The organism is Leucobacter fengyongliangi, from assembly GCF_052386045.1.
Genome location: NZ_CM126356.1, coordinates 1356796 through 1374482 on the forward strand (window position 1 = coordinate 1356796; position 17687 = coordinate 1374482).

34 protein-coding genes are annotated in these 17687 nt (G+C 60.4%); 26 read left to right on the forward strand and 8 right to left on the reverse strand.

Annotated features, from left to right (window positions below; genetic code table 11):
• Positions 1 to 66: 66 nt before the first annotated feature.
• The 26 genes from ACTNFK_RS06375 to ACTNFK_RS06500 all read left to right on the forward strand — a co-directional run bounded on the left by ACTNFK_RS06375 (position 67) and on the right by ACTNFK_RS06500 (position 11926).
• Positions 67 to 237, forward strand: coding sequence for a hypothetical protein (locus tag ACTNFK_RS06375; RefSeq protein WP_435935852.1), 171 nt, complete (start codon positions 67 to 69; stop codon positions 235 to 237).
• A complete protein-coding gene (locus ACTNFK_RS06380; protein WP_435935851.1) occupies positions 230 to 1096 on the forward strand; it encodes a PD-(D/E)XK nuclease-like domain-containing protein in 867 nt (288 codons plus the stop codon). Before ACTNFK_RS06375 ends, ACTNFK_RS06380 begins: the two co-directional genes overlap by 8 nt.
• The gene (locus ACTNFK_RS06385) at positions 1093 to 1974 is read left to right on the forward strand and encodes an AAA family ATPase (RefSeq protein ID WP_435935850.1); all 882 of its coding nucleotides are present in this window, start codon (positions 1093 to 1095) and stop codon (positions 1972 to 1974) included. The genes ACTNFK_RS06380 and ACTNFK_RS06385 overlap by 4 nt, the downstream gene beginning before the upstream one ends.
• Positions 1964 to 2119 carry a hypothetical protein gene (locus ACTNFK_RS06390; RefSeq protein ID WP_435935849.1) on the forward strand — a complete coding sequence of 52 codons (156 nt, stop codon included), beginning with the start codon at positions 1964 to 1966 and terminating at the stop codon, positions 2117 to 2119. Before ACTNFK_RS06385 ends, ACTNFK_RS06390 begins: the two co-directional genes overlap by 11 nt.
• Positions 2116 to 2490: a hypothetical protein gene (locus ACTNFK_RS06395; protein ID WP_435935848.1), complete on the forward strand. Its 375-nt coding sequence runs from the start codon at positions 2116 to 2118 to the stop codon at positions 2488 to 2490. The genes ACTNFK_RS06390 and ACTNFK_RS06395 overlap by 4 nt, the downstream gene beginning before the upstream one ends.
• Positions 2491 to 2622: 132 nt before the next feature.
• Positions 2623 to 2919, forward strand: coding sequence for a hypothetical protein (locus tag ACTNFK_RS06400; protein WP_435935847.1), 297 nt, complete (start codon positions 2623 to 2625; stop codon positions 2917 to 2919).
• A gap of 10 nt (positions 2920 to 2929) precedes the next feature.
• Positions 2930 to 3676: a hypothetical protein gene (locus ACTNFK_RS06405; RefSeq protein ID WP_435935846.1), complete on the forward strand. Its 747-nt coding sequence runs from the start codon at positions 2930 to 2932 to the stop codon at positions 3674 to 3676.
• Positions 3673 to 3969, forward strand: coding sequence for a hypothetical protein (locus tag ACTNFK_RS06410; RefSeq protein WP_435935845.1), 297 nt, complete (start codon positions 3673 to 3675; stop codon positions 3967 to 3969). The genes ACTNFK_RS06405 and ACTNFK_RS06410 overlap by 4 nt, the downstream gene beginning before the upstream one ends.
• Entirely contained in the window at positions 3953 to 4483 is a 531-nt protein-coding gene (locus ACTNFK_RS06415) for a hypothetical protein (RefSeq protein ID WP_435935844.1), read from the forward strand. Before ACTNFK_RS06410 ends, ACTNFK_RS06415 begins: the two co-directional genes overlap by 17 nt.
• Positions 4483 to 5085 (forward strand): hypothetical protein, encoded by a 603-nt coding sequence (locus tag ACTNFK_RS06420; RefSeq protein ID WP_435935843.1) that lies wholly within the window; start codon positions 4483 to 4485, stop codon positions 5083 to 5085. Before ACTNFK_RS06415 ends, ACTNFK_RS06420 begins: the two co-directional genes overlap by 1 nt.
• Entirely contained in the window at positions 5085 to 5276 is a 192-nt protein-coding gene (locus ACTNFK_RS06425; RefSeq protein ID WP_435935842.1) for a hypothetical protein, read from the forward strand. Before ACTNFK_RS06420 ends, ACTNFK_RS06425 begins: the two co-directional genes overlap by 1 nt.
• Entirely contained in the window at positions 5273 to 5590 is a 318-nt protein-coding gene (locus ACTNFK_RS06430; RefSeq protein WP_435935841.1) for a hypothetical protein, read from the forward strand. The genes ACTNFK_RS06425 and ACTNFK_RS06430 overlap by 4 nt, the downstream gene beginning before the upstream one ends.
• A complete protein-coding gene (locus ACTNFK_RS06435) occupies positions 5590 to 6081 on the forward strand; it encodes a single-stranded DNA-binding protein (protein WP_435935840.1) in 492 nt (163 codons plus the stop codon). Before ACTNFK_RS06430 ends, ACTNFK_RS06435 begins: the two co-directional genes overlap by 1 nt.
• 104 nt (positions 6082 to 6185) lie before the next feature.
• Positions 6186 to 6305, forward strand: a complete 120-nt coding sequence (locus ACTNFK_RS06440) for a DUF3039 domain-containing protein (RefSeq protein WP_445117212.1) — start codon at positions 6186 to 6188, stop codon at positions 6303 to 6305.
• Positions 6306 to 6369: 64 nt separating this feature from the next.
• Positions 6370 to 6768: a nucleoside triphosphate pyrophosphohydrolase family protein gene (locus tag ACTNFK_RS06445; RefSeq protein WP_435935838.1), complete on the forward strand. Its 399-nt coding sequence runs from the start codon at positions 6370 to 6372 to the stop codon at positions 6766 to 6768.
• A gap of 313 nt (positions 6769 to 7081) precedes the next feature.
• Entirely contained in the window at positions 7082 to 7228 is a 147-nt protein-coding gene (locus tag ACTNFK_RS06450; protein WP_445117142.1) for a hypothetical protein, read from the forward strand.
• A gap of 525 nt (positions 7229 to 7753) precedes the next feature.
• A complete protein-coding gene (locus ACTNFK_RS06455) occupies positions 7754 to 8251 on the forward strand; it encodes a hypothetical protein (protein ID WP_435935836.1) in 498 nt (165 codons plus the stop codon).
• Positions 8248 to 8466, forward strand: coding sequence for a hypothetical protein (locus tag ACTNFK_RS06460; RefSeq protein WP_435935835.1), 219 nt, complete (start codon positions 8248 to 8250; stop codon positions 8464 to 8466). Before ACTNFK_RS06455 ends, ACTNFK_RS06460 begins: the two co-directional genes overlap by 4 nt.
• Before the next feature lie 97 nt (positions 8467 to 8563).
• A complete protein-coding gene (locus ACTNFK_RS06465) occupies positions 8564 to 8797 on the forward strand; it encodes a hypothetical protein (protein WP_435935834.1) in 234 nt (77 codons plus the stop codon).
• The gene (locus ACTNFK_RS06470) at positions 8794 to 9348 is read left to right on the forward strand and encodes a hypothetical protein (RefSeq protein WP_435935833.1); all 555 of its coding nucleotides are present in this window, start codon (positions 8794 to 8796) and stop codon (positions 9346 to 9348) included. The genes ACTNFK_RS06465 and ACTNFK_RS06470 overlap by 4 nt, the downstream gene beginning before the upstream one ends.
• A gap of 56 nt (positions 9349 to 9404) precedes the next feature.
• Positions 9405 to 9653 carry a hypothetical protein gene (locus ACTNFK_RS06475; RefSeq protein WP_435935832.1) on the forward strand — a complete coding sequence of 83 codons (249 nt, stop codon included), beginning with the start codon at positions 9405 to 9407 and terminating at the stop codon, positions 9651 to 9653.
• A gap of 2 nt (positions 9654 to 9655) precedes the next feature.
• Complete coding sequence (locus tag ACTNFK_RS06480) at positions 9656 to 10354, forward strand: hypothetical protein (RefSeq protein ID WP_435935831.1); 699 nt, start codon at positions 9656 to 9658, stop codon at positions 10352 to 10354.
• Complete coding sequence (locus ACTNFK_RS06485) at positions 10344 to 10586, forward strand: hypothetical protein (protein ID WP_435935830.1); 243 nt, start codon at positions 10344 to 10346, stop codon at positions 10584 to 10586. Before ACTNFK_RS06480 ends, ACTNFK_RS06485 begins: the two co-directional genes overlap by 11 nt.
• Positions 10561 to 11031 (forward strand): hypothetical protein, encoded by a 471-nt coding sequence (locus ACTNFK_RS06490; RefSeq protein ID WP_435935829.1) that lies wholly within the window; start codon positions 10561 to 10563, stop codon positions 11029 to 11031. Before ACTNFK_RS06485 ends, ACTNFK_RS06490 begins: the two co-directional genes overlap by 26 nt.
• Positions 11028 to 11645, forward strand: coding sequence for a hypothetical protein (locus ACTNFK_RS06495; RefSeq protein ID WP_435935828.1), 618 nt, complete (start codon positions 11028 to 11030; stop codon positions 11643 to 11645). The genes ACTNFK_RS06490 and ACTNFK_RS06495 overlap by 4 nt, the downstream gene beginning before the upstream one ends.
• Positions 11642 to 11926, forward strand: a complete 285-nt coding sequence (locus ACTNFK_RS06500) for a hypothetical protein (protein WP_435935827.1) — start codon at positions 11642 to 11644, stop codon at positions 11924 to 11926. Before ACTNFK_RS06495 ends, ACTNFK_RS06500 begins: the two co-directional genes overlap by 4 nt.
• A gap of 126 nt (positions 11927 to 12052) precedes the next feature.
• On the opposite strand, the gene ACTNFK_RS06505 is transcribed toward ACTNFK_RS06500, so the two are convergent.
• The 8 genes from ACTNFK_RS06505 to ACTNFK_RS06540 all read right to left on the reverse strand — a co-directional run bounded on the left by ACTNFK_RS06505 (position 12053) and on the right by ACTNFK_RS06540 (position 17686).
• Positions 12053 to 12364 (reverse strand): hypothetical protein, encoded by a 312-nt coding sequence (locus tag ACTNFK_RS06505; protein WP_435935826.1) that lies wholly within the window; start codon positions 12362 to 12364, stop codon positions 12053 to 12055.
• Between the two features lie 10 nt (positions 12365 to 12374).
• Positions 12375 to 12680: a hypothetical protein gene (locus tag ACTNFK_RS06510; protein ID WP_435935825.1), complete on the reverse strand. Its 306-nt coding sequence runs from the start codon at positions 12678 to 12680 to the stop codon at positions 12375 to 12377.
• Positions 12681 to 12768: 88 nt separating this feature from the next.
• Complete coding sequence (locus tag ACTNFK_RS06515; protein ID WP_435935824.1) at positions 12769 to 13680, reverse strand: M23 family metallopeptidase; 912 nt, start codon at positions 13678 to 13680, stop codon at positions 12769 to 12771.
• Complete coding sequence (locus tag ACTNFK_RS06520) at positions 13673 to 13840, reverse strand: hypothetical protein (protein ID WP_435935823.1); 168 nt, start codon at positions 13838 to 13840, stop codon at positions 13673 to 13675. Before ACTNFK_RS06520 ends, ACTNFK_RS06515 begins: the two co-directional genes overlap by 8 nt.
• 128 nt (positions 13841 to 13968) lie before the next feature.
• Positions 13969 to 14880 carry a tyrosine-type recombinase/integrase gene (locus tag ACTNFK_RS06525; protein ID WP_435935822.1) on the reverse strand — a complete coding sequence of 304 codons (912 nt, stop codon included), beginning with the start codon at positions 14878 to 14880 and terminating at the stop codon, positions 13969 to 13971.
• A gap of 125 nt (positions 14881 to 15005) precedes the next feature.
• A complete protein-coding gene (locus ACTNFK_RS06530; RefSeq protein ID WP_435935821.1) occupies positions 15006 to 15146 on the reverse strand; it encodes a hypothetical protein in 141 nt (46 codons plus the stop codon).
• A complete protein-coding gene (locus tag ACTNFK_RS06535; RefSeq protein ID WP_435935820.1) occupies positions 15146 to 15310 on the reverse strand; it encodes a hypothetical protein in 165 nt (54 codons plus the stop codon). The genes ACTNFK_RS06530 and ACTNFK_RS06535 overlap by 1 nt, the downstream gene beginning before the upstream one ends.
• 168 nt (positions 15311 to 15478) lie before the next feature.
• A complete protein-coding gene (locus tag ACTNFK_RS06540; protein WP_435935819.1) occupies positions 15479 to 17686 on the reverse strand; it encodes a hypothetical protein in 2208 nt (735 codons plus the stop codon).
• Between the last annotated feature and the right edge of the window lies 1 nt (position 17687).

Genomic DNA, 17687 nt, shown 5'->3' on the forward strand with positions numbered 1-17687 from the left:
TACACACCTGTGTGGACACCAAATACATGACCTGCCCGAAGTGCGGGCACGAATGGGAGGGGCGACATGGCCCGAATGACAGCGAGTGAAGTCGGGGAGCTCAAAGCGTTAATGACGTTCGCGAAGAAATCGAAACAGCCGCTCAAGCTGAGCCCGACCGTCGCGACGATGACGTTGAAAGTGATCGAAGAAGTTGAGGACGCGAGAGCGTCAGAACAGGTGGGCGACAGTGAGTGAACCGATGGCCCGGATCGGGCTCGTGCTCGGCATGCCAGAGAACGAATACCACCACGGCGGGCCGGAGTTCTCGTCGTCAGCGGCGAAAGCGATTCTTGAGACTCCGGCGCATTACAAGTGGGAGTACATCGACGGACATAAGCGATCGTCCAAGGCGTTCGATGTTGGCACTGCTGTGCACTCGAAGGTTCTCGGCGTTGGCGCGGAGGTTGTCGCCTACCCGGAGGAGTTGCTGGCTGCGAATGGTGCAGCGTCTACGACCGCGGCGAAGAAGTTCAAGTCCGAGCAAGTGGCGGCCGGGAAGATCGTGATGAAGAAGGCAGAGGTTGAGGAGATCAACATCATGGCCGAGTCAGCGCTTGCCCACCCGCTTGCCGGGGCGATCCTCGAGCACGAAACGGGGCACTCGGAGGCGTCGGTGTTCGCGACCGACCCCGAGACCGGCCTGCAGCTGAGGGCGCGCTTTGACCGGCTCCTGTCCGACCGTGGGCTGTCTGGTGACGTGAAGACGACTCCCGACGTGAGTAGGCGTGCGTTCGCGACTGCAATCGCCAGGTACAAGTACCACGTGCAGCGCGCCCACTACCTGCACGTCGCTCGACTGATCGGCCTCGACATATCCGACATGGTGTTCATCGCAGTGCAGAACACCGCGCCCTACCTGACGACAACGAACACGATCGATTCCGACTTTGCCGCAAAGGGCGAAGAGCTCGCAGTGAAAGCGCGGCGCACCCTCGTGCAGTGTGTCGAGACGGATCAGTGGCCCGGCTACTCAACCGGACTCGAGATGCTCCGCCTACCCGGTTGGGCCGTTTTCGAATACCAGGACCTAGAAGAAATGGAGCTCGAAGGATGAGCCAGAACCCACTTGACCAGATCACTCCACCGACCGCCGCGGCGAGCCCCACGCAGGTCGCCGCTCAGGCGCAGCGGAAGGCGCGCACGTCGGCCCCTGCGCCTCGGCAGACTCGGCGCCCAACCGGGATGCCAACGTGGCCGTTGCTACTGCTCGCTGGGCGGGAGAAGGCCGGGAAGTCGTACCAGGCGGCGAAGGCGTCAGCATCTGACCTGATCGGACGCACCCTGTGGATCGGGTTCGGCGAGAAGGATCCCGACGAGTACGGTGCGATCCCTGGCGCTGACTTCGAGATCGTGCCCCACGACGGCACCCTGTCGGATGCGCTCGACGCTGTCCGGTGGGCGGTCTCCGAGCCCCGCGTTGACGAGAAGCCGACGCTGATCGTGTTCGACTCGGCAACGGTCTACTGGGAAACGCTGCGGGACAAAGCGACTTGGATGGCGATGCAGCGGGGGTCGATCAACTCGAAGACGAAAGAACCCATCGTTGGCACTGACCTGTGGAACTCGGTCACTCAGGACTGGAACCTCGTCGTGCGTGCGTTGAAGAAGCACGACGGGCCAACCATCATCACCGCACGGCTCGACACTGTCACCGTCATGGACGATTCAGGCAAGCCGACGAAGAACCGTGAAGAGAAGATCAAGTCACAGAAGGCGCTCCCGTACGACGTCGACGCGATCATCGAAATGCCTGAACGTGGAACCGCGAGCCTCTCCGGCGTGCGCTCGGTGATCTACACAATCCCGGAGCGCGTCACGATCGAGAAGTTTGACGAGAAGGGCGTCGACTGGCTGTGGCGTGCCCTCGGGCTCGACAAGCACCTGACCGCGGCAGCAACACATACTGATCCGGCGCCCGTCAGTGAGTCGTGAGCTCAGACGCCGTGAGGCGCGCAAGCACCGTGTAGCACCGGTGACGCGCACGGTCGCGAAGCAGCGCGCGCTCGCGTTCATCGCTGGCGTCGCGCTCGGCACTGCGGGAGTGCTAGCTGCAGCGCTACTCGCGAGTGTCCCGTGATCGGGCCGAAGCGACCGAAGCTGACGGCGAAGCAGGAGCGGGAAGCGTACGCCATTGCGAGCGAGCGCGACTCGGTCAGGGGTGTCGAACGCTGCCAGGCATGTGGCAGGTTCGGCCCTTGTGACCGCGACCACCGGCAAGGGCGCGACGCGTACAACACAATCCCGTCGAATCTGCAGCTATTGGGCAGCGCGTTCGGCTGCGGCTGTCACCTCAAGAAGACCGAGAATCCGGCGTGGGCGCTCAAGAACGGACTCGCGGTGTCTCGGTGGGATAACCCGGCTGAAACTCCCGCATGGCGGTACGGCGAGGGCTTGGTCCTCTACGACGACGAAGGCGGATGGAGACCGTGTGACCGACCGGAAGCGTGAGCCCTACCGAAGCTGCACGGTGTGTGCGTTCGGGTATTGCGCTCCGAAGCGTTGCTACTGCTCGCATCCAGAGTGCAGCGCGTACGAGTCCTATATGGGCAGACCAGACGAAATGAATGGAAGTGATGACAAGTGACCCGCAACACGACGCACACGTTCACTCCTGACCCGGTGGTGAAGCTCGCAGCGAAGGTGTTCACCCCCGACGAGCTCATCGGCATGTGGGAAGTGGCTCGCGATCGTGGCGACGCACATCAGGCGGTGTTCTACCTGAACGTGCTCGCCCTGTTCGCGCCCGCCGAGGTGCCATCCGGGCGGGCGATGTCGGTCGCGTTGGCGGCCATCCACCGGGGCCGCGGGGAACTGCTGAGCGCGATGCAATACGAAGAAAAAGAGTGGGAGGTGGACATTGGCGCGGGAGAAAGATGACCGACAGTGGATGCGGTTTCCGATCGATATGCATCGTGACGTGAAGGTGCAGCGCCTCACCGATTCGCAGTTCCGCACGTTCTTCGAGATGAATGGCGAAGCCAGGCTCGAGCGCAACGATGGTGTGTTCGACAAGGACGATGCTGAGTTCAGGTGGTCGTTGGATGATCTGGAAGGTTTATGCCGGTCGCACCCTACGTCTCCGCTTGTCGTATTTGAAGACGAGCGGTACCGCATCCGTGTCTATTCGAACCACCAACTCACCGAGGATGATCGGGAGCGACTCGCGGAGGTTGCGCGGGAGAACGGGCGGAAGGGTGGGCGGCCCCGCAAAAACCCAGAAACCCAGAAAAACCCAGACGTAACCCAGGCGCAAGCTAAATTAACCGGGCTGCAACCCAAAATAACCCAGGCAAAAGCAGAGTCAGAGTCAGAGTCAGATCAAGAGTTAAAGACTGACTTGACTACTTCCAGCGTCAGTCAAGAACGTAACGCGCGCGAAAAGACTGACTCAGAAGAATCCATTGAGGCAAGCAAGAAGATCGCCGAGACACTCAGCGTCAATCTCGACACGGTGATCAAGATGGCCGCCGGCGTGGAGCGCGATCTCGGATATGGCGACGCGCTCAGGCTCGGATCGTTCATCCTCGCGAAAGCATCGCGACACCCGCGGAACCCAATGGCGTACATCGCGACAGCGTTTCAGAAGAATCCGCATGAGGTTCAGCAGTGGATCGACCGCGAGGTTGCACTGTGACCCGCGCCGACGAACGTGTCGCCGCGGTTGTGGATCTCGCGAATGAGTACCTGAACGCGCACGAGGCGGGGGACACGGCGCGCTTGAACGAGCTTTGGCAGCAGATACCCGACATGGGCGCGTTCGTCGCTCTCATGGCCGGTTGGGTGATTCGCGCCGAAGCGAAACTCGGCAACGCAGAACGGGCCCTCCACATGACGCGAGACGTGAGGCCAGCCGGGCTCAGCCGTGCCCAAGTGTGGAACATCGCCGAGGAATCGGCAGAAAGGAGCGAACGTGCTACTGGGAGTTGATTTCAGCTTGACAGCGACCGGCGTGTGCGCGATCACCGAAGCCGAGGCTGAGTGTGTGACGTTCGGGTCGAAGCCTGGCGAATGGTGGGCGTTCGGCGACCGGCCCAGGGAGATCGCGAAATCGGTCGACGAATGGCATGGCGAGGATCGTCCGGCGTGGGTGATCGAGTCGCCTTCGTACATGTCGAAAGGTCGCGGCCATGACAAGGTGCTCGTCGGGTGGCACATGTTCGTGGATCACATGATCTACGAGCTCGGGTACGACCCGCCGCTGTTGGTGAGCCCTTCGCAGGTGAAGAAGTTCGCGACATCGAAGGGAAATGCGTCTAAGCGCGACGTTGAGCGTGCCGTGTGGCGGCGCTACCCGGACGTGGAGCTACGCGACGACAACCAGGCCGACGCGCTCGTGCTCGCGGCGATTGGCGCAGCAGCGTACGGGGAACCATTCAACGGGGCCCTCACGAAATACCAACAGGAAGTAATCGAGGCAGTGCGCCTCGGGAAGGACAAATAATGCCAACCGGATACACAAATGACATTCACGACGGGAAACCCGTCACGTTCGAACAGTTCGCACTCAAGTGCTCGCGCGCTATGGGCGCCGCGATCATGCAACGCGACGAATCGCCGGACGTTGAGATCAGAATGCGTGAGCTTGATGGCTACTACGCCGAACAGGTAGAAAAGGCATCGATCGAGCTCAATGAGGCTCTTGCCCGAAGCGGCGAAGAATGGGCGCGCATACAGTCGGCCGAGATCGCCGAAGCCGCCAGATACCACGAAGAGTATGTCGCGAAGCGAAAGGCGGTCGCGGGGCGCTACTACGACATGCTCGAGCATGTCCGAATGTGGGAACCACCCACGAACGAGCACGATGGCCTCAAAGATTTCATGATCGAGCAACTCAAAGAGTCAATCAAGTTCGACTGCGGCGACTACACGCCAGAGGTGCCGGAGACTCTGCCACTGGGGCACTACATAACAAAGAAGCTCAACGAGGCGGCCAAGTGGCTTGCTCGGGCGCTCGAGGAAAAATTCAAAGAAGAAGAGAGAGTGCGAAGCCAGAACGCATGGGTCACCGCACTGCGCGATTCCCTCAAGGTGGGGGTGTCCTGATGTCGAAGGTGATTCACGAGGCCGAACTCCGATACCAGGTGGAAGGCCGCGACGACCCAGACGGTTCGTGGTCATTCCTTTGCGCGAGCGAAACACGCGCGGACGCAGTCATTTCAGCGGACTATCGCGCCGAAACCTGGAAACAAGTACGCGTAATCGACACGCACGAAACCGAAAGCGAGACCGAATGAACAATCCGAAACCGCCCATGTTGGGGCCGATCATCGCGGTGCTCGGGGCACTGTCAACGATCATCCTGATGCTCGTATTGGCGGCGTTACAGATCGCCGCTGTGATCGACATTGCGTTGCCGTGGTGGATCGTCATGATCCTTGTGCTGCCCGCGTTCGTGTTCCTCGGAGCGCTGATCTCCGCGGTCCAGTCGAAGTCGCGCCGGCGGAAACTCATCGAGCAGGCAGACAAGTTGTTGGAAGAGCGACGCGCGCAGATCCGTGCCGAGAGAGAAACCCGAATCATGAACAGCAAGTACAGGAGTGGAATCTGATGGCCGGAGAAACACAAATCACAGTAGTTGGGAACCTGACCGCGGATCCAGAACTTAGGTTCACCAATAGCGGCATCGCGGTCGCGTCGTTCACGATCGCTTCCACCCCACGCACGTTCGATAAGCAGTCGAACGAGTGGAAGGACGGCGAAGCGTTGTTTCTCCGCGGCACGGTTTGGCGCGAGTATGCGGAGAACGTGGCGAACTCGCTCACGAAGGGTGCACGTGTCGTGGCGCGCGGCAATCTGCGTCAGCGCGGCTACGAGACGAAGGAGGGGGAGAAGCGCACCTCGTACGAGCTCGACATTGACGAGATCGGCCCATCGTTGCGGTACGCGACAGCACAGGTCACACGCACCCAGGCGCGCGGGCAAGGGGGAGGGTTCGCCGAAGCTCAACCGCAAGGGCAGGCCGGTTGGGCTCAGCCAAGCCAGGAGCAGTACGAACAGGCCGGATTCGGTAGCGGCTTCGATGATGAGCAGCCATTTTGAGCGACTCAGATGTTCTTGAGCGGCCGGACACGGTAACTGTCAGCAACGACGGAGACCACGATTTGTTTGCCCACTACGCACGCAAAGTCGACATCGAGAAGTCCATGTTCGAAGGCGTTGAGATTGTCGCGCTGTGCGGCAAGAAATGGCGCCCGAGTAGGGATTTCGCGAAGTACCCCGTGTGCAAAACATGCGAAGAGACCCTCAGCAGCATCCCAGGTTAAGTGACGGGGCCCGCGCCGGCAAAGGGTGCGGGCCTCCCCTATTTCACCACAGAAGGAACCGACAATGACCTCCATCATCACAGGCCGTGAAGCCGCAACTGTCGCCATCGTGCAAGGCAAAATCCGAGAAGCGAACGCATCTAACGGCTGGCACGACAGATACCACGACATCGAGTTCTCCGGCGACGACGAAGCCATGACAGAGCATGTTCTGTCGAAGCTTGCGCTTGTCGGCACTGAGGTCGCGGAAGCCGTCGAAGAGCTCCGAAACGGGCGAGGTATCCGAGAGGTTTACCACTCAGAGGGTGGCAAACCAGAGGGGTTCCCGATCGAGCTCGCAGACACAGTGATCCGCCTACTCGACCTGGCCGGCATGGTCGGCATCGACCTCGGCGCGGCGATCCGGCTCAAGCTCAAGTACAACGCGTCACGGGGGAAGATGCACGGTGGGAAGCGAATCTAGCTACGAGGTGTGCGGGTGCACTCGCGACCACGAGCACAGCCACGAAGCATGGTGCTACCAGAACGGCGGACGCTGCGAGAAGTGCCGCGCCTGGCGCAAACGCCGCTACGGCCTCAACTCTGATTTCGCGGCAAAACAACGCTACCTGCGAGGGGTCGACGTTCAGGTTCCAAACGGGCGCGCGGTCAGGAAGCTCCGGGCGCTTGCCCGAATGGGGTGGGGCGCGTGCGAGATTGCCAGACGCATCGGAAAGCATGCCCGCCCAGTGACGTTAACCCGTTCTGGTGGCACCTCGAGGACGAGGCTGTCGACGATGCAGAAGATCGACGATGTATACCTCGAGCTGCATATGATGCGGAATAACACCCGCGAGGGGCGCATCACCGCCACTCGCGCAGAAAACAACGGGTGGCTTGCTCCGTTCGACTGGGACTGCATTGAGAAAGGGGTCGTCGGGTGACTGACCAAACACGAATCTCGGTCGTCTGCAATAGGTGCGGAACGGTGCTCGGCATCTCCCGAACTATGCGAGACGCTGAGGCAAAGAACCGTGAACACTCTTCTGAGTGCGAAGTGTTGAACGGATGGGTGTGAGGCGGGTGCGCGCGTGCATGTGTGGGCATCACCCGCTCATGCACGGCGGCCGGGAGTGGATCGGTGGGCGCATGCTGGCTGGGCTGTGCAGCATCAGCTCGTGTGAGTGCGTGAAGTATCGGCGAAACACGTGGTGGCGACGGGCTTTCAGGCTAACTCACGCCCAACTGACATGAGGTTATTTGTTCCCCGGGGGCAGGTGTGATGCCTGCCCCCATGACGTTAGGAGCGGCCATGTGGCGTTGCCCTGTATGCCCGGTGATCATCCTTGACTTGTCACGGGTTGGGGCGCATGTGTGGTCGCATCGTGACCCGGTACAGGTTGCGGCACGGAACGAATTGTTGGTGGAGGCGCGGGGGAGAGTCGCCGCGCATGACGAAAGGAAAAAGGATGACTGAACGTAGAACGAAGCGCCGTTACGCGCACGAACTGTACCCACACGCCGCCGAGGGAGATATTCGACCTCTCGACGTTGAAGTGCCCTACCGGATCGCGCGGGCTGTCGGTTTCGACGTGCAGGGTACGGGCTGGCTAAAGGATGACGTTGACCCGAAGCTGTCGGCCGACCGGACCATGCATATGATCAACGAATCAAAGCTTGCACTGCTCGCCATTGCCCTACACAAGGGCATGACCGGCGACGCGGCTTGGGGATGGGTCGAATCAGGCATGGGCGACGGCGAGTTCTGGCGCTTGCACGAAGAAGCCGCGAAGTACGGCGTCGACACGTACGCGATCAAGCCGTATCCGTGCGGGCCGGAGCGTGACCAGCATGACCATCTGAGCGAACCCCATTTCAGGTATGGCATGGAATCGCGCACGGTGACGCGGGTACAGGGCAAGGAATCAGAGTGCGAAGAATGCACCGAGGCGGTGGAAACAGGATGACGATAGCTGATCTTGCCGAATCATACGGGTACAAGCTCCAACCCTGGCAGGCCGAAGCGGCGGCCCGGATTGAGCGGGGCGAATACCCGATCATCAGTGCGCCGAAAAGGGGCGGCAAGAGATGGTTCTTCGGTCTCGTGGCCGAGTGGGAAGCACTCATGAAGAGTGAAGAACTGGCCACCCAGAACGGGGGAGACGATGGCGACACTCACTGACGACTACGTGCATCTCGAAGAAGATCACAGCGAGTGTCAGCCGGAAGTGCCAGGCCATGAGTGCCGGTGTTTCATATCACCACCGTGCAACGCATGCGTGGAATGTCCCGCCTACATCGAGGAAGCGTGGCGTGAGGATCCGCGCTGGAAGATCGCGTGCTGCAACTGGACAACACCAGGCATTGTGCATTTCGTCGCGTACCTCGCGATCGATGGCGGGTTGCGTTTCGCGAAGTACACGGACACCTACGCGGAGGCGTGGGCCCATGTTGAGAACTATGCGCCGCGAGTCGCTGAATGGCTTGTCGCGCAGAACGGAGAAAAACGATGACTAATCAAACACCAGAGAGCGTGATCGCTGAGGTACGTCACCGTCGCGCGTACTCGGTCTATGGAGACGGTACGGCATATCTGGACATCGGCAGATTGCTCCAAGCGTTAGAGCTTGTGATGGCTGAGCGTGATGCCGCGACCGAGACTATTGAAGCTCAACTCGTGAACGCCAAGGCTGGCTGGGACTCCGCGCTCCGCATAGTGAACTCTGGCAACGAAATTATCAAGCAAGTAGGGGCTGAGCGTGATGCCGCGAACGCTGCGATAGCCGCCGCAAGAGTTGTTTGCTTGCAACTAGGAGGCGTTGACGGAGACGTGTCGCAACCCGCGCCGTCGTATTACGTGAGCGTGGGGCGGAATGTGGTTGCTACCGAAGTTCTCGCGGCGCTCGACGGGGCACCCGAACCCGAATGGGAAGGGCGAACCATCTACGGATCACAGCTGGAAACCGGGCACATCACAATCGAACCTCGTGGACTGAATTACGCGACGCATCAGCGAACCGCCAAATTTGGCCCGTGGCTTCCAGTGGTGGGAGAGAAGCCATGAGTGAGCGCGATCAGCACAATCGATGGCGATGTACCATTACGGGCTGCAATCCGGTGATGAAATCGACAGAAGCGATGGAGTCTCACCGAGCCGAGACGGGGCATCGCACCGCGAGGTGGCCGGTCCGGTCAGCCGCCGGGAAAGCAAGAGCAAGGCAGCGGAATAAGACCGGGTACTACGACAAGTACAACGTGGGTGAGAAGTCTGCCGAGGCGCGCGGCCTGACACGTGGCAGTGGATATGACAGCTGGAATGACTACGAGGTGCACCCATTCAGTGACGAAGCATTTAGCGAAGGGATGTAGTGATGACTACTGACAACCGAACGAACGAGGCCATTGCCGAAGAAGCAATCAAGATGAGCTGGCGCAACTACAATTCGGACGAATCAGGCACCATGCCGACAGAGGCCGAGGACGCGAAAGCTGCCGTCACCGCGCTTGAAGCCGCTGGCCGTCTTGCTGGTGAGCCGACCGGTGAGCAGGTAGAAGCGGCGGCGAAGATCATTCGCAGGGCTTCGCTTGAGACTACGGCTGATCCTGGCGATTTTTGGAGCGACTGCTATGAGAGTGAGCGTGAAAGATGGCGCAACGCTGCTCGTGCCGCTCTCGTGGCTGCTCAGGGTGCCGCCCCGCAAGCTGAATGCTCAGAGCGCCCAGGTGGCCGCCCGTGCGAGTCAGGAAAACCTGAACACAAGACGCACTGGTCAAATAGGCCCAAAACAACAGATGCGTGCCACTGCACCCCTTATTCGGAGGATCGTGGCGGTGGCTACTTCGAGTTGATGCTTGACCCCGAACCGGATTGCCCGGAACACGGGGAAATGATCGCCGCCCAGGTGCAGCCGTCGAGCGGCGTAGACGAGGACGCGCTTGTGCAGCGGGTCTATGACGAGCTGATGACCGATGATGCGGTTGCCGAGGTTTGGTCGAACGGCAAGGTTATGGCGACTGCTCGGCGGATCGTGAAGTTCGCGGTGCAGGGAGGTGAGAGCCGTGGCGAGTGAGGTGAAGCAGTGGCTACACAGCAGAAAAGGAATCATCACTGGCCTCGAGGTCTGGCGCGATGACACTTGGATGAAGGTCGAGCTGGCTGAGGATCATGAGCTGCGCTATATGGCTGAGTCGAACCGTGGCCGGGTGGATGAAGCGGGCACGGTCGAGACCTTCCGCATTTCGCTGATGACGGCGCTTGCCGGGAAGGAGAAGAACGATGACCGAGTACACGCCGACGACTGAGGAAGTGCGCCAATCGTTTGTCTACGCCGAGTCTTCTGAATTTGTGGCAACAGTGCCAGGCAATGGTAACGATGCGTGGGCGAGAGTTCCCGCAAGTGGTGATGTGAAAGCTACACGGGTGCGTGACGGCAAGATTCAGGCTGAGGCTACTGCAGAGTTCGACCGCTGGTTGGCCGCGCTGATCCGTGAAGCGAAAGCGGAAGCGAGGGGCGAGGCATTGATCGATGCTGTACAGGCCCACCGAAAGCTGCATGAGACATACGGAAGCACGTCAGTCTGTCACGGAGGTATTGGGGGCCAGGCCATGACACCGCACTGCGCGGAAATATGCGACAACATAAACGCGCATCTGACAGAGATTTCTGCGTGGGATGCGTTGGAACTAGAGGCTGTCGAGTTTTCGCGCGCTCGTGCTGCCGAGTACCGCGAAGGGAGCGAGACATGATTGACCTACATGATGCCCGCGTAGAAGCTGCGGCGAGAGCGGCATATCTGTCGCAGCGAAAAGAGATGGGACTGCCTGATAACTGGGATGCTCTCGCGCCTGAGTATCAAGCCATATATGTCAGAGCGCAAAGTGCCGCTCTCGCCGCGGCTGACGCTGCGGTGATCCGTTGTGATTACTGCGGTGATGATTTGCCAAGTGTGCGCCACAAGGCACACGTCCCGACGACCCCAAGTATTCAGCGCCTCGGTTTCGATGCTGACAAGGTGGTGTGCCCGGAGTGTGTGATTCGAGCGGTGCGGGCAAAAGGAGCGTCGGTAACCGTAGAGAAAGTAGCCCAAGCGATTTACGCAAACACCCGGGCCACTGTTGCGTTCACTAAATCACTACTTGGCCCAGAGGCCGACCATGAGGATTTTGATTACTACCGCAAGCATGTGGAAGCGGCTTTAGATGCGGCGATGCCGACCGTGGAGATGATCGCAGCAGCACTGCACGGTGATGAATGCCCCGACGACCCGGACGAGGGCGAGTCATGTAGCTGTGACGGCAATCACTACATGCGTCAGGGTGAAATAGTCCACGCCCTTCTCCGGGGAGGTGATGAGCGGTGAGTGAGCACGAGTGCGTCTTTGTAGAAGAGGAAGAGCCGAGTGGTCGGAAGATTCTCGTACCATGCCTGACGTGTGGCTACCCAGGGATGGACGCGCTTGAGCAGCTTCGTGACGATGTTGCGATGTGGTCGCGCACGGCGAAGGACATCGTGAAGGAGATGCGAGCACTCGCTGAAGATTTCAACGCGAACGGCAACAGTCGCGAACTGGGTGACCCTCGCGCTGCTGTCTGGCATGAGGCTGCGCGCCTAATCGTGACGAGATTGGAGCACGGAGCATGACCCCCGCTGAGGTGCTTGCCATGCGCGACCGGCTGGCACTCGATACCCCATGAAAAACGAAAGAACGCCCCCGTGGCAGGACTCATCACGAGTTCTACCACGGGGGCATTTTTTGTTTGTGCAGCGTTATTCAGCGGCGTACTTCGGTTCATATGATGGGCGTGCGTCTGACCCGAGCATCCACTTCTCAACGGATGGCCAACGATCACCGAGTGCTTGCGCGATCTTCTGGTAGCCGAGGATCACACCAGCAACCACGGCAGCCTGCACAAGCGCGAGCGCCGACATGCCACCGTACCCGGCCTCAGCGAACACACCATCCAACCAGGCCAGCACTTCACCAATGGCGGGGATCGCCCCAACAAGGCGAGTCACGAGGACACCCGCGAACGCGGCAATGAACGTGCGAACCGCTTGCGGGTTCTTAGAATCAAGCATCATCATTTCCTTACTTCGTAGACTGAATGAGCATCACGATGATGCCGATCAAAGACCCAGCACCAACGATCGCCGAAACAGCGAAACCAGCGATCAACCAACCAGACACTTTCACCGGCGCGGACGCTGCGTCGGCGGCTTTCAGATCCCGAATTTCGCGGTCAACGAACTGTGTTCGCATTTCCCACTCAGCACGGGTCACATAGTTCGCTTCGAGGCGTTTCAGGTCTGCACTGAGTTCGTCAACGTTGCGGTCGAGACGCTTCAGGAGGCGAACGATTTCGGCTTGGGAATACGATTCGGTGTCTTCACTCATCCGCATTCACCTGCACGGCCGTGGCACCGGTACCCGAGTCGCGCCTTATGGCAGAGGCCGTGTCGGTGCAGGAACTTCTGCCACCGGGTCATGCGCTGAGCTTCTTCCCGGCCTGCTTCACCATTGCTTCGGCGATGCGGGGCACAGCGAGCTCGAGCGCGGCGAGCAAATCGGCTGGGTCGATGTCGACACTGTCGGCGGTGACCGTGATCGATTTGCCGAGCTTCGCGAACCCCTCGTTGATGGCTTTGAGGAATCGTTCAGCGTCGAGCTGCACACCGGTGAGTGCTGACTGGAAGCATGCCCGCAGGAAAGAGTTGATGATGTCGTGTTCCGCATCAAGCATGTTGTCCGTGCTGTCGCCGGGTTTCAGGGCTGCGTCGTGGCGGCGATTCAGGAGAGTCATGATCTGCATGTTGGGGACATGGAATGAGCCGTACCCGGTGACGATGCGCCCAGAGACTTTCGTGTTGTTGACCGCGGGCCCGGTCCAGTAGAGAGCGAACATGGGGAGTCCTCCTGAAATGGTTGGTGGCGTGCTGCCGGTGGTGCTGCCGCGGGCGGCGAGGGTGATGAACTGGCGCGGATTGACGCGCCCCGAATAGCCATTGCCCCAGTTCACAGACAGCGGCATCGTTTCGAAATGCAGGTGCGTTCCGGTCACTAGCCCGGTCGCACCCATGTACCCGATCAGTTGGCCCCGGGCCACCGACTGTCCGGCGTTGATGACTGTTTCATCTAGGTGCGCGTACCCGGAGTGTCCCCACCCGTGGCGGATCACTACCGAGATTCCGCCTGCGACACCCGACCATGAGGTGTTCCATCCTTCGAGGAGAATCACTCCGTCATCGATGGCGTAGATCGGTGTGCGGTGGGCCCCTTTGATGTCGATGCCGTTGTGGCCGAGTTGGCCGACGTTTGCCTGATACCAGGCTGCGTCGGCACCAAACTCTGCGGTGATGTCAACCGTGTCGACGGGCCACCATTTCGGGTCAGCCATTTTCGGTCACCTCGAATCCGTGCTCGTCGTATTGGGGTGCGATGTCGCCGCGCGCGATCGCTGATGCGTGTTCGGCGAGTGCTTGCTTCACGATGTCGGGCAGGTCATCTGGCGTACGTTCGCGGTTGAGTGTTTGTGCAGGGTCGGCTCGTGTCGCCATGCGGGGCCTCCTTAAATGCGAAAGCCCCGCACATGGCGGGGCTGGTGGTTTGGTGAGTGCGGAGATGCTCGGCTGCAGCACAGGTAGCGCTTACCCCCGGTCCGGGTAAGCGCTACCTGGCCGCTCGCCTATGCGGCTCCGGCGATGAACCCCGACACGAGGTAGGCCGCGTGCCGGTCGAGATTGAGTCGGCTCCGGTCATAGCGTGTGGTGATGCGCGGATCCGAATGGCGAGCGAAGACTTGTGCGTCACGAAGCGGGGCGCCTGCGTCGAGTGCAGCCGTTATCGCGGCATGCCTCAGCGTGTGAGGATGAATGCGGTCCGACAAGCCAGCCTTCCGGGCAAGGGTCTTGATGCGCTGGTAGGCCGCGTTCCGGTCCATGCGCTTCCCGGACTTCCGAAGAATCAGCGCACCTTCCGTGCGGTCACCAGCTGCAGCTTCCAGCGTGCGTAACACGGGCACCGGCACGGGAATGGTCGCGGGCTTGTTCCCCTTCCCGTACACGCGCAGCACCCGGTGACCGCGCTCGACCTCGCTGAAATCTTCGATGTTCACGTTGCACGCCTCGGTCACCCGCAACGCAAGTAACCCCATGAGCGACACGAGAGCCGCGTCGATTGGTGAGGAGGCGCGGGCGGTAGCGACGAGGTTTCCGAGCTCGATACGATCGAGCCCGAGCGTGCGCGTCTCGTCGTAGTGCACCTTCGGCATCTTCAAATGCGTGGTCGGGTCTTTGCTCATCCGGTCGTCTGCCACAGCAATGCGGTAGAAGCCCTTGATGACCGACAGTCGACGGTGCACGGACGCCGGCGCATTCCCCCGGTCTTCCTCGAGGTGCCTGGCGAAGAACTCGACATGCACACGCTTCGCCTGCAGCGGAAGGATGCCGTTGACGCGGCACCACTCGAAATAGATCCGAAGATCGGAGAGGAACATCTTCCTGGTGTTGCCCTGGTATCGGGCGAGGTAGGAAGCTGCGGCGATTTCCTCCTCAGTCATCGAGGCGAAAATGGGTGCAAGGGTAGTAACGTTATTCACGTCGGACTCCAACTAGTACTTGGGTTCGGCTGCCCGCCCAGTGTTAGCGCACTGGGCGGGCCTTTTGTTTGGAATGTCGACGTTACTGATTACTCATGCGAAATGCAACTATCTGGGTCGGATAGTTAGCCGGTTGGATCTGTGGTGGCCGTGTCGTACTCGTCCTGACTGATCCAGCCACGGGCAAGTGCAGCCTGCAACTGTTCTACCGTTGCGGTGCCTTCCGCGTATCGGGCGAGGAGTCTCGCGCCGAGGAGTGTTGCCATCAGATGCCTCCCAGGATCAGGTCGGTGATTTCGTCAAGCTGCCCTTGAATGGTGGGGGCTGTGGTGTCGAGTGCGAGCGCGAGAGCTTCCGTGAGGTTTGTTTCGTTTGCGTCGGGGTCGGCAAGGACTCCGGCTGTCACATCTACGGATGCGAGGGAACGCACTTCTACTCTGATTCCCTGAAACTGGGTGGGTGACTCTTCCGTACCGTCACCTATTTGCGTGACAGCTACAGGGATTGAATACCCGTGCCCGTGTGGTTGAACTGTGGGGTGTGTGCCCCATGTGTCTGCTGGCATAACTTTTCTCCTGTGGTTGTGTGCCGGAATTCTTTAACGAGCGAGAGCCGACGCGCCACTCGTGCTCACAAAGCCCGCGGAGCTGTTGCCAAACAGCGCGAACAGCCCAACAAGCGAGCCACCATTCGCCTCCCCGCCCAGGCGAGGCCATCGCCAGGAACTGTCCTCGACCGCATTCACGTAGTACCCATCAGTGAGATACGTCGATGCTGACCCACTCGCCACCACACCCATGAAGCTCCCGGCGGCGAGCGCTGATGGGTATTGCCAGGTGTCGGCACCCTTCATTGACTCGACTATTTTTTCGTGTCCTGTGGTGGTGTTGTGCGCGAAAGCCGATGGGGTGTTGGCGACCCAGTGCTCGGTTACACCGACGGCGTTTCTGATGTTCCATCCGTCGACCCATTTCCAGGCGGTGCCCCACAAGTCCTCGATGCCACGGTAGATCATCCCTTCGGAGTCTCCGCTGGCTGATGGTGTGGTGAGTGTCGGGGTGGCGTTGAATTGGCCGGACGCGTTCCCGAGTGTCGCTGATCTGCCTGCGATTTTGGTGTAGTCCGAGCCGCCGATGTTTCCGCCGCCGAGGACTGCTTGTGAGTACAGGGTGCGGTACTCGGTGACGAACAGCAGGTTGATCGCATGGTGTAGCCAGTAGTCCGACAGTTGCCACACGTTGTTCGCGTTCCCTGACGGGTCGGTGAGGCCAGTGTTGCGGTTGCGTGCCTTCGTGCGGAAGTTGGTGTTCGAGATGTTCACCGCGTTCACGAGAACACCGTCGTGTACTGACGAGAGGGTTCCGGTCGTATTGTTCGCTGGGGCGCTGGCTGATGTTCCGAACGCTGCAATATAGCGTGCGCGACGCTCCACCGCAGCTTTCTGAAACGCGGGATGTACCGCGAATGTGCGCCCGTTCACGACTTTCGCTGTGGGGAGTGTGGGGTTATCGGTGAGGAGCGGGAACGGTTTCACCTCGCCCTGGTCGAATACCACCTCCCATGAATGCCGCTTCAACACTGGGTCGTAATCGGCGCGGTAGTAGAAGCGGGGGATCTCGACCATGACCTGACCCGCAGTGCCGGCGAGGTCAGCGGTGGTAGTTCCGGGCGCGGGGGTGAGACCGATGTTGTTGTCGTTCAGCGACTCCCACACGGACCCGCCGGAGAGTACCCGGTCGCCCTTCATGTACGATCTGGCCGGATCGTGTGCCGTGAGTGTTGCCCGCAGTGCAGCATTTCCCGTAGTGACTTGGTCGGGTATCGGGCGCGCCGGGTCAAATGTTCCCTCGTGGACCCGAACCCACCCGGTCTGTAGGGAGTTCACCGAATCCCACACGCCTGCGATTTTCGTGGAGTCGTCACAATCCAGGTAGTGAACGACCTGGGTGCCGTCGTTATGCAGCACAACCCGGCGTATTCGTGACTGCACTTGCGGGTTCATCGCTATGCCCGCGGCCTGCCGCGCATACCCAGTGTTCCCTGATAATGCACCCGCGTCTGAGCCAGACGCGGAGATTGCCTGGTATGTGTCCGGAGCTGTTGCGCCCACCTCATACCAGGCGACGCCCGTGTGGAACGTGATCCCACCCTCGGATGGGATCACCCCGACTGCGGCGAGCGCCTGATCGCGTGCAGCAATGGTTGCCGATTGTGCGGTCAGTGCGACATCGCGTGCAGCCTCAGCACCCGTGCGGGCGGTCTGTGCGTTGGTAGCTGAGGTTGCTGCTGCGGTGACGTGTGGGGCAAGTTGGCTATCAATCGTGGCATTTAGTTGTGCCCGCGCTGCACTGTTCTCATCGGCGATTGCTTGCGCGATTGCCTCAGCCGTGGGGAGCACGTTCGACCCGTCGTTGCCTTGTGGGCCCCGCACGTTCCCCGCCACCACCGTGCCACCGTCAGCCTTGGTCAGCACCAGGTCATCCCCGGTGACAGTGCCACCCACAACCATGCCCGCAGCCGTAGCCTCGGCCGCAGCAGCAGACCCAGCAGCGTTCACCGCGGCTTGGAGTGCTTCAGCGGTGGACGCGCCAGGTGCACCACGCACACTGCCGACGTTGATTTCGGTTTCGGCGTTTGTGACGAAGATGAGGTCGTCGCCCTCGACGCGCACGCCGACGACGGTTTGACTCTCGATGTCCTCAATTTTGCTCATGAGATTGCCGTACAGAATCGGATCATTGACGTACATCATCACTTGGGATGTGAAGTCCACGCCGTCAGGTAGGAATAAACGCATTTCGCCCATC

Excerpts from the sequence above, each read along its gene's own strand:
- ACTNFK_RS06435 (WP_435935840.1), top strand. The coding sequence starts at position 5,590 with ATGGCCGGAGAAACACAAATCACAGTAGTTGGGAACCTGACCGCGGAT.
- ACTNFK_RS06385 (WP_435935850.1), top strand. The coding sequence starts at position 1,093 with ATGAGCCAGAACCCACTTGACCAGATCACTCCACCGACCGCCGCGGCG.
- ACTNFK_RS06475 (WP_435935832.1), top strand. The coding sequence starts at position 9,405 with ATGAAATCGACAGAAGCGATGGAGTCTCACCGAGCCGAGACGGGGCAT.
- ACTNFK_RS06505 (WP_435935826.1), bottom strand. The coding sequence starts at position 12,364 with ATGCTTGATTCTAAGAACCCGCAAGCGGTTCGCACGTTCATTGCCGCG.
- ACTNFK_RS06495 (WP_435935828.1), top strand. The coding sequence starts at position 11,028 with ATGATTGACCTACATGATGCCCGCGTAGAAGCTGCGGCGAGAGCGGCA.
- ACTNFK_RS06405 (WP_435935846.1), top strand. The coding sequence starts at position 2,930 with ATGCGGTTTCCGATCGATATGCATCGTGACGTGAAGGTGCAGCGCCTC.
- ACTNFK_RS06440 (WP_445117212.1), top strand. The coding sequence starts at position 6,186 with ATGTTCGAAGGCGTTGAGATTGTCGCGCTGTGCGGCAAGAAATGGCGC.
- ACTNFK_RS06445 (WP_435935838.1), top strand. The coding sequence starts at position 6,370 with ATGACCTCCATCATCACAGGCCGTGAAGCCGCAACTGTCGCCATCGTG.
- ACTNFK_RS06530 (WP_435935821.1), bottom strand. The coding sequence starts at position 15,146 with ATGGCAACACTCCTCGGCGCGAGACTCCTCGCCCGATACGCGGAAGGC.
- ACTNFK_RS06420 (WP_435935843.1), top strand. The coding sequence starts at position 4,483 with ATGCCAACCGGATACACAAATGACATTCACGACGGGAAACCCGTCACG.
- ACTNFK_RS06515 (WP_435935824.1), bottom strand. The coding sequence starts at position 13,680 with ATGGCTGACCCGAAATGGTGGCCCGTCGACACGGTTGACATCACCGCA.
- ACTNFK_RS06460 (WP_435935835.1), top strand. The coding sequence starts at position 8,248 with ATGACGATAGCTGATCTTGCCGAATCATACGGGTACAAGCTCCAACCC.
- ACTNFK_RS06520 (WP_435935823.1), bottom strand. The coding sequence starts at position 13,840 with ATGGCGACACGAGCCGACCCTGCACAAACACTCAACCGCGAACGTACG.
- ACTNFK_RS06470 (WP_435935833.1), top strand. The coding sequence starts at position 8,794 with ATGACTAATCAAACACCAGAGAGCGTGATCGCTGAGGTACGTCACCGT.
- ACTNFK_RS06425 (WP_435935842.1), top strand. The coding sequence starts at position 5,085 with ATGTCGAAGGTGATTCACGAGGCCGAACTCCGATACCAGGTGGAAGGC.
- ACTNFK_RS06430 (WP_435935841.1), top strand. The coding sequence starts at position 5,273 with ATGAACAATCCGAAACCGCCCATGTTGGGGCCGATCATCGCGGTGCTC.
- ACTNFK_RS06510 (WP_435935825.1), bottom strand. The coding sequence starts at position 12,680 with ATGAGTGAAGACACCGAATCGTATTCCCAAGCCGAAATCGTTCGCCTC.
- ACTNFK_RS06480 (WP_435935831.1), top strand. The coding sequence starts at position 9,656 with ATGACTACTGACAACCGAACGAACGAGGCCATTGCCGAAGAAGCAATC.
- ACTNFK_RS06375 (WP_435935852.1), top strand. The coding sequence starts at position 67 with ATGGCCCGAATGACAGCGAGTGAAGTCGGGGAGCTCAAAGCGTTAATG.
- ACTNFK_RS06455 (WP_435935836.1), top strand. The coding sequence starts at position 7,754 with ATGACTGAACGTAGAACGAAGCGCCGTTACGCGCACGAACTGTACCCA.
- ACTNFK_RS06490 (WP_435935829.1), top strand. The coding sequence starts at position 10,561 with ATGACCGAGTACACGCCGACGACTGAGGAAGTGCGCCAATCGTTTGTC.
- ACTNFK_RS06540 (WP_435935819.1), bottom strand. The coding sequence starts at position 17,686 with ATGGGCGAAATGCGTTTATTCCTACCTGACGGCGTGGACTTCACATCC.
- ACTNFK_RS06450 (WP_445117142.1), top strand. The coding sequence starts at position 7,082 with ATGCAGAAGATCGACGATGTATACCTCGAGCTGCATATGATGCGGAAT.